At 73.6% G+C, this 6,622-nt stretch carries 5 protein-coding genes; 4 read left to right on the top strand and 1 reads right to left on the bottom strand.

Translation table 11 applies throughout. The annotated features are described in order from the left end of the window. The 4 genes from AOK23_RS35785 to AOK23_RS35770 all read left to right on the top strand — a co-directional run. A partial coding sequence (locus AOK23_RS35785) for a nucleotide disphospho-sugar-binding domain-containing protein (protein WP_169800369.1) occupies positions 1-832 on the top strand: 832 nt, incomplete at its 5' end. Between the two features lie 204 nt (positions 833-1,036). Next, positions 1,037-2,227, top strand: a complete 1,191-nt coding sequence (locus AOK23_RS35780; RefSeq protein ID WP_063791467.1) for a cytochrome P450 — start codon at positions 1,037-1,039, stop codon at positions 2,225-2,227. Beyond that, on the top strand, positions 2,221-3,579 hold the full coding sequence (locus tag AOK23_RS35775; protein ID WP_055716691.1) for an NDP-hexose 2,3-dehydratase family protein: 1,359 nt from the start codon (positions 2,221-2,223) through the stop codon (positions 3,577-3,579). Before AOK23_RS35780 ends, AOK23_RS35775 begins: the two co-directional genes overlap by 7 nt. After that, on the top strand, positions 3,576-4,577 hold the full coding sequence (locus AOK23_RS35770; protein WP_055716690.1) for a Gfo/Idh/MocA family protein: 1,002 nt from the start codon (positions 3,576-3,578) through the stop codon (positions 4,575-4,577). The genes AOK23_RS35775 and AOK23_RS35770 overlap by 4 nt, the downstream gene beginning before the upstream one ends. A gap of 65 nt (positions 4,578-4,642) precedes the next feature. Here AOK23_RS35770 and AOK23_RS52120 read toward each other — a convergent pair whose 3' ends face one another. Then, on the bottom strand, positions 4,643-6,595 hold the full coding sequence (locus AOK23_RS52120) for a type I polyketide synthase (RefSeq protein ID WP_420823779.1): 1,953 nt from the start codon (positions 6,593-6,595) through the stop codon (positions 4,643-4,645). Positions 6,596-6,622: the final 27 nt, after the last annotated feature.

Raw genomic sequence — 6,622 nt, 5'->3', positions numbered from 1 at the left:
CGCCGCGCGGGCCGTCGGCGCGGCGCACGCACGGCTCGTGTTCAGCCCGGACTATTTCCAGCAGATGCGGCGGACGTTCCTCCGACTGCGTCACGAGGCGCCCGAGGAACAGCGCGCCGACCCGCTGGAGGCATGGCTCGGGCCGCTGCTGGAGCGGTTCGGCGGGGGCGGGTACGCCGAGGACATGGCTGTCGGGCAGTGGACCCTCGACACGGTTCCGGCGGAGGCACGCTTCCCGCTGGACGTACGGCGGGTCCCAATGCGGTACGTGCCGTACAACGGGGCCGCCACGGTGCCCGGCTGGCTGCACGAGCCGCCCACCCGGCCCCGGGTGTGCCTGACCGGTGGGGTCACCCTGCGCAACCAGGCGGGCCACGACGCCCTGGCCGTCGCCGACCTGCGGATGTTCGAGGACCTGGACATCGAGCTGGTCGCCACCCTGCGGCAGGTCCCGGGCGAGGAGGAGACGATCCCCGCCAACACGCGGCTCGTCGACTTCGTACCGCTGCTGGCGCTCCTGCCGAGCTGCTCGGCGGTGATCCACCACGCGGGCGGCGGCACATGGAACACGGCCCTCGCGGCGGGTGTTCCGCAGCTGCTGGTCGCCGACACCTGGTACGCCCTGCACCTGGGCCGGCATCTGCGGAGCGTCGGCGCGGGGCTCCACGTGTCGGAGCGGCGTGAGATACGTGCGGCACTGGAGCGGCTGCTGGAGGACCCGTCGTTCGGCGAGTCCGCGCGGCGGCTGCGGGACGAGCGGGTCCTGGCCCTGCCCACGCCGGCGGACGTCGTGCCCGTGCTGGAGAAGCTGACGGCGGACCACCGCGCCTGAGACCCGTCGTTCCCCTCAGCGGGTCAGACCTCCGGTGCGGCGAGGATGCCACGTCCTCACCGCACCGGAGGTCTTCGTGCCCCACGACGCAGGCCGCCTGCCGAGCGGCCGCACCCGCACACGGGTCTCGCCACGCACCCCATGCCCCCCTAACGCCGCAACACCTTCACGGCGCCCTCTTTCTCGATGACTGGGAGTCAGGTAATGGACGTAGCCGAGAACATCCATTCGTTTCCGATCAGCAAACCCACGGGCTTCGCCTATCCGCCGTGCTACCGCGAGCTCCAGGAAAAGGAGCCGCTGGCGCGGATACGCATGGCGTACGGCGTGGAGGCGCGGCTGATCACCCGGTACGCGGACGTCAGGACGGTGCTGTCGGACCCCCGGTTCAGCAGGGCCGCGACGGTGGGCGCGGACATCCCCCGGCCGACGGCTCCCCTGCTCCACGACACCTCGATCCTCAGCCTCGACCCGCCGGAGCACACGCGACTGCGCAGGCTGGTCGCGCAGGCGTTCACGGTGCGCGGCATCGAGACCATGCGGCCGCGGGTCGAGAAGGCCGTGGCCGAACTGCTGGACGCCATGGAGGAGCAGGGGCCGCCCGCCGACCTGGTGACCGCGCTCGCCCGTCCGCTGCCCCTCACCGTCATCTGCGACATGCTCGGCGTGCCCGACTCGCAGAGCGACGCCTTCCGCGCGCTGGCGCACACCTTGTTCACCGGCACCGATCAGGGCGAGGTGGAGGCCACGGTCGGGCAGATGCTGGGCCTGATCGGGGAGCTGGTCGCGGAGCGCCGGCGGACCCCGTCCGACGATCTGCTGGGCAGGCTGGTGCAGGCCCGTGACCACGACGACCGGCTGAGTGAGGAGGAGCTCGTCAACCTCGCGCTGACCCTGCTGGTCGGCGGGTTCGAGAACACCGCCCATGAGATCGCCAACTTCGCCGCCCTGGTCCTGGGCAGCCCCGAGCATCTGGCGCAGCTGCGAGCCGCGCCCGAACTGGTGCCGGCGGCGGTCGAGGAGGTGCTGCGCATCGCGCCGCTCTCGGTCACCGGCGGGTTCGTACGGATCGCGGTCGACGACGTCGAGCTGAGCGCCGGCACCATCCACAAGGGCGAGGCCGTGGTGATCGACACCCAGGCCGCGAACCTCGACCCGGCCGTGTTCGACAACCCGACGGAGATGGACTTCCACCGCTCCACGAATCCCCATCTCATCTTCGGGCACGGCGCCCACCGCTGCATCGGCGCGGAACTCGCCCGCGTGGAGCTCCAGGTGGCGGCGGGATCCCTGCTCCGGCGCTTCCCGAAGCTGGCGCTCGCGATCCCCCGGGACGCGATCGAGTTCACCGGGGGCGTCCTGCGCGGTCCCGCCTGCCTGCCCGTCACATGGTGAGCGCGGCGCCCGCCGTCGCGGACTTCGCCACCTGGTTCGCCGAGCGCTCACGGGTCAACGACCAGCGCGTGGAGCCGATCCCGTTCGCGGACCTGGACGGCTGGGGGTTCGACGGGGCGACGGGTGATCTGCGGCATCACACCGGCCGGTTCTTCAGCGTGCGCGGCCTCCGGGTACGGCCCGGCGGCGACGGCGGTGTCCCGGAGCGGTCGCAGCCCATCATCCACCAGCCGGAGATCGGCGTTCTCGGCATCCTCGCGAGGACCTTCGACGGCGTCCGGCACTTCCTGCTCCAGGCGAAGGCCGAGCCCGGCAACGTGGACGGCATCCAGCTGTCCCCCACCGTGCAGGCGACCCGAAGCAACTACACCCGGGTCCACCGGGGCGGGTCCGTGCGGTACCTGGAGTACTTCACCGACCGCCGGGGCCGGGTGCTGGTCGACGTCCTGCAGTCGGAGCAGGGCTCCTGGTTCCTGCACAAACGGAACCGCAACATGGTCGTCGAGGTCGACGAGGACGTGCCCGTCCACGACGACTTCCGCTGGCTCACCCTGGACGAGATCAGAGCCCTGCTCCACCGGGACAACCTGATCAACATGGACACCCGTACGGTGCTGTCGTGTCTGCCCCGCTCCGGCCCCGAGGCCGACGGGCCGGGCGGACCCGGCTCCGCGTGGGCGGCCTCGGCGGCGGCCCTCGGGCCCCGGCAGGGCGCCCTGCACCCGATGACGGAGCTGACCAGCTGGTTCACCGACGCCAAGACGCGGTGCGAGCTGACCGCCGATGTCGTGCCGCTCACCGGGCTCCCCGGCTGGCGCCGTACGCCGACCGAGATCGCGGCCGAGGACGGCGGGCGGTTCCGCATCATCGCCGTCGACGTCACCGCCCCGCACCGCGAGGTGCCGCACTGGACGCAGCCGATGCTGGCGCCCTGCGCCCGCGGACTCGCGGCCCTGCTGCACCGGGCGATCGGCGGGGTCCCGCACTTCCTGGTGCGGGCGCACGCCCAGGAGGGCTGTCTGGACAGGCTGGAGATCGGGCCGACCGTGCACTGCGTCCCGGACGAGCACCGCGACCGGCCGCCGCAGGACCGGCCCCCGTACCTCGACGTGCTCGGCTCGCTCCCCCCGGAGCGGATCCGCTACGACCGGATCCTGTCGGAGGAGGGCGGGCGGTTCCTCGCCGCGGAGAACCGCTATGTGATCGCGGAACTGGACGAGGACTTCCCGAACGGGGTGCCGGCGGGGTACTGCTGGGTCACCCTGGGCCAGCTCAAGGAGCTGCTGCGCCACAGTCACTACGTCAACATCGAGGCGCGCACCCTCGTGGCCTGCGCGGAGGCCCTGCGGTGAGCGGGCCGTCCGGGAACGGCCCGGAGCGTACGGTGCGGGTCGGTGTCCTCGGCTGCGCGGACATCGCCTGGCGCCGGGTGCTGCCCGCGATCGCCGCCGAACCGAGGACCCGGCTGGTCGCGGTGGCCAGCCGGGACGCGGCGAAGGCACGCCGGTTCACCGAGCGTTTCGGCGGTGAACCGGTGGAGGGCTACGACCGTCTCCTCGACCGCGGCGACCTCGACGCCGTCTACATCCCGCTGCCCACCGGACTGCACGCCGCATGGGCCGTGCGGGCGCTGCGCTCGGGGCTGCACGTGCTGGTGGAGAAACCCCTGGCGACCAGCCGCGCCGAGGCGGCCGTGATGCTGGACACCGCCCGCGCCCACGGGGTGTGGCTGATGGAGAACTTCATGTTCCTCCACCACGGTCAGCACGAGGAGGTACGGCGTCTGGTCGCCGCCGGTGAGATCGGAGCCCTGCGTTCGTTCAGCGCCGTGTTCGGCATCCCGCCGCTGCCCGCCGGGAACGTCCGGCACCGGGCGGACCTCGGCGGGGGCGCGCTGCTGGACGTCGGCGTGTATCCGCTGCGTGCGGCACGGCTGCTGCTGGGCCCCGAACTCGACCCCGTGGGCGCGGTGCTGCGGGTGGACGTCGGCCTCGGCGTGGACGTGGCGGGCCATGTGCTGCTGACCACCCCGGACGGGGTCACCGCCGAGCTGTCCTTCGGCTTCGAGCACGCCTACCGCTGCTCGTACGCGCTGTGGGGCGGCCGGGGGCGGATCGTCCTCGACCGTGCCTTCACCCCGCCGCCGACGCTGCGGCCCGTGCTGCGGCTGGAGCAGCAGGATCTCGTACGGGAGATCACGCTGGCGGCCGACGACCAGTACGGGGCCGTGGTGCGGAGTTTCGCGGCGGCCGTGCTGGACGGGGTGCCGCCGCGGGACCGCGAGGAGGACCTGCTGGGCATGAGCGATCTGGTGGACCGGGTGCGGGCCTGCGCGCGGGAGATCCGTTAGGGGCACCCGGTTCGGCGCCACGGGGCGGGGCCCGGGGAGAAATTCTCCCCGGGCCCCGCCGTCGTTCAGGCTCCGTGCGCTATCAGCCAGTCGTGCACGGTCCTCGCGGTGGTCCCGCCGTGTTCCTCGATCATGGAGTGGTGGTCGCCGGGCACGTCGATCACGTCCAGCGGGACGGGCCAGGTCGACTGCCACTCCTCGGGGCGCTCCCACAGGTCGTCGGCGTCGACGGCGATGGGTTCGGAGGCGCGGACGAGGAGGGCGGGTGTGGCGATGGGGCGCGGCCGCCACGACTCGAACAGGGAGAAGTACGACGCCATCGCGGTGAGCCGCAGGCCGGTCATGCGGCCGAACTCCGCCTCGCGTTCGAGGGAGCGGGACTCCATGGCGTGGACGATGTAGTCGGTCTGCGGGGTGCCGGCCACATAGGTGTCCAGCATGACCACGCCGACGGCGGGGGTGCCGAGTTCCTCCAGGCGGGTGGCCACCGCGTAGGCGAGGGAGCCTCCGGAGGAGCGGCCGGCGAGGGCGAACGGGGCGCCGTCCAGTGTGCGGACGATGGTGCGGGCCGCGTGGTCCACGGCCGCCTCGACACTGCCCGCGACCAGTTCGTCGGAGACGAAGCCCGGCATCATCAGGGAGTGGGTGTCGCGCAGTCCGCGCAGTGGCCGGGCCAGGGCGACGAACTCCTGGTCGCTGGCCCAGACCGAGGTGGACGGCAGACCGACGACGGCGGGGTGGCGGCCTCCGTCGCCGAGCTTGACCAGGGCCGGTGCCTTGCCGACCGCGTCGGCCGAGGCGAAGGCGGGGCGCAGACCGGCGGAGTTCATCAGGACCTTCCCGGCCTGGTCGTAGCGGCCGACGGTGACGGCGTGACGGTAGAGGGACTCCACGGCCTGGGCGACGGCCGTGGTCGGGTCGGCCGGGGCGGCGGCCTGCGTGGGCGCTGCCGCCGGGGCGGTGAACTGCCGGGCGAGGGCGGCGGCGAGGTCGCCGGGCGTGGGGTGGTCGAAGACCAGGGTGGGTTGCAGGCGCAGGCCGGTGGCGGTGGCGAGTCGGTTGCGCAGTTCGACGGAGGTGAGCGAGTCGAAGCCCAGCTCGCCGAAGGCCCGGTCCGCGGTGAGGCCGTCGGTGCCGGTGTGCCCGAGGACGCGGGCGGCCTCCGCGCACACCAGCTCCAGCAGTGCGGTCTCCCGGTCGGCCGGGGCGAGGGCGGCCAGGGCGGAGGCGTCGGCGCGGTCGGTGCCGCGGGCGACGGTCCGCCGCGGGACGCTGCCGCGCACCAGGGACCGCAGGACGGCCGGGATGCGGTCGGCGGGGAAGGACGTGGCGCCCGGGGTGAGTCCGAGGGGCACGAGCAGGGCGCCGTCGGGTGCCGCCAGGGCGCGGTCGAGGGCGGCGAGACCGGAGGCGGCGGTGAACGGCCGCACTCCGCCGGCCCCCGGTCGGGGCCGCTCGCCGGCGGTGAGCGCGTCGGCCATGCCGCCGACGCCCTGCCAGGGTCCCCAGGCGAGGGACAGCGCGGGCAGACCGAGCGAGCGCCGTTGCTGCGCCAGGGCGTCGAGGAACGCGTTGGCTGCGGCGTAGTTGGCCTGGCCCGGACTGCCGAGGACACCGGCGGCGGACGAGAACAGCACGAAGGCCGTGAGGTCGACGTCCCGGGTCAGCTCGTGCAGATGCCACGCCGCGTCCGCCTTGGGGCGGAGCACCGCCGTGAGCCGTTCGGCGGTGAGGTCGCCGAGCAGCCCGTCGTCGACGACGCCGGCGAGGTGGATGACGGCGGTGAGGGGGTGTTCGGCGGGCACGTCGGCCAACAGCCCGGCCAGCGCCTCGCGGTCGGCGACGTCGCACGCCGCCCAGGTGACCCGGGCGCCGGCCTCGGCGAGTTCGGCCGCCAGTTCGTCCGCGCCAGGTGCGGCGGGCCCCCGGCGTCCGGCCAGCAGCAGATGCCGCACGCCGTACCGGTCCACGAGGTGCCGGGCCACCAGGGCACCGAGTGCGCCGGTGGCGCCGGTGATCAGGACGGTGCGGTCGGGGTCGAAGGG

It is taken from the genome of Streptomyces torulosus, from assembly GCF_001419765.1.
Classification (GTDB): Bacteria; Actinomycetota; Actinomycetes; order Streptomycetales; family Streptomycetaceae; genus Streptomyces; species Streptomyces torulosus.
This window is presented reverse-complemented; position numbering and strand designations above follow the sequence as displayed.